Raw genomic sequence first — 1,424 nt, 5'->3', positions numbered from 1 at the left:
GGCGCCGGACGGGAACGGCCGGCTGGTGCCGAGAAAGGGGTTCCGGCCGTTCTTTGCCCGGCTGTTCTCGAGCGCGGCGCGGCTCGATCTCAGCGATCTTCGGACGCGGGTGAGTGTGAACGGGTCGGCGAGTCAGAAGGTGTACGTCGACCCGGAGAGCGACCACGCGGTCGACCTCAAGCCCGCGCACCTCCGGCGGCGGATGCCGGTGTGGCATCGGCTCCCGGAGCCGGCGGAGGGTGAGAGCCTGTCGCCGGTGACGAGAGGGCTCTACGGGTTGCTCACAGTCGGCGCGCTGGCGTTACCTCTCATCGGATGGCAGGCAGGGGCCGCCGTGGCGAACACGCCCGTCGTCGGCGCTGTGGTCGGCGTGGTACTCCTCGCAGTGGAGAGCTACGAGGCGGTCGACGGGTCGATCGACTTCGACCCGGCGCCGCGCCACGATGTCACTGCAGACGCGTCGCTGACGGTCATGCAGTCGGAGCACTCGGACGCGAAGACGCTCGAGGAGTACGAGGAGATCGTCTGGAAGGAGCGGACGTCGACGGCGCTCGAAGCCCGCGAGGTCGACTCGCGGCGCGACGCGAGCATGATCCGGCGGCTCCTCGAGGACGAGGTGAACATGGATCTCGGCGCGACCGGCGTCGACGAGAACGCCGGCTCCGAGCTTGAGGACCGGCCCGTCGACGAGGGCGACCGTCGCGCGGGCCGGAATGACACGGAGGAGGACGATGTCTAAGAGCGACGACGGCGGTCAGACCCGAACGACTCGCCCGGCGCTCGACGTCCTCGACCGCGATCAGGATCGACTCCTCTACACGGGTGATACGCGCCGGAATCCGACGGTCGAACCGCTCGCGGACGGCTTCTCGACGTACTGGTCGGTGCTGACGTGGTACCAGGCGGCGGGAGTCCGGACGCTCGGACACGTCGAGCGGGTGATCGAGCCGAAGGAGATCATGCCGCTGTCGACGATCCTCGAGTATCTGTTCGCGACCGACGACTCACCGGAGGGGCGCTACGTCCGGATGCGCACGGTCGAGGAACTAAACGATGCGTGCGACCTCGCGTACAAGCAGTTCCGAGAGCGCGCGAACGAGCGCGTCGAGAACGAGGAGGGCGACAGCTGGAAGGACGTCGACCCGGACTCGGAGCGGAACCCGTTGATGCGGCCGGCGTTCCGTCGGCTCGACCGGAGTCAGGCGGGCGCGCTCATCGCGCTGTGGGAGGGCTTCGAGGACCGGCGAGCGCTCGGGCGGTGGGTCCGGTCGCTGGCGGCGCCGACGAACGGTGAGACGCCGGAGGGGTTCCTGAACGAGATCGTGTCGTCGCCGCCGCTCCTCGAGGCGCTCCTCGACACGGAGTCGCGAGACGCGAAGATGACGCGATACCGGTTCGCGGTCGGCGCGCTCCTGCCGCCGTTC

The 1,424-nt window shown here is 69.2% G+C and carries 1 protein-coding gene and 1 pseudogene; both read left to right on the top strand.

What is annotated here, in order from left to right:
* Positions 1-739 (top strand): annotated as a pseudogene (locus tag EXE48_RS18120) (hypothetical protein); the annotation flags it as partial.
* Positions 732-1,424 (top strand): hypothetical protein (locus tag EXE48_RS18115; protein WP_137712165.1); only part of this gene is annotated, 693 nt, incomplete at its 3' end. The pseudogene EXE48_RS18120 and the gene EXE48_RS18115, both read left to right, overlap by 8 nt.

Origin of the sequence: Halorubrum sp. ASP1 (assembly GCF_005435135.1) — an archaeon.
Taxonomy (GTDB): Archaea; Halobacteriota; Halobacteria; order Halobacteriales; family Haloferacaceae; genus Halorubrum; species Halorubrum tropicale.
The sequence above is the reverse complement of the archived record's forward strand: the minus strand, read 5'-3'. Positions and strand labels throughout refer to the sequence as shown.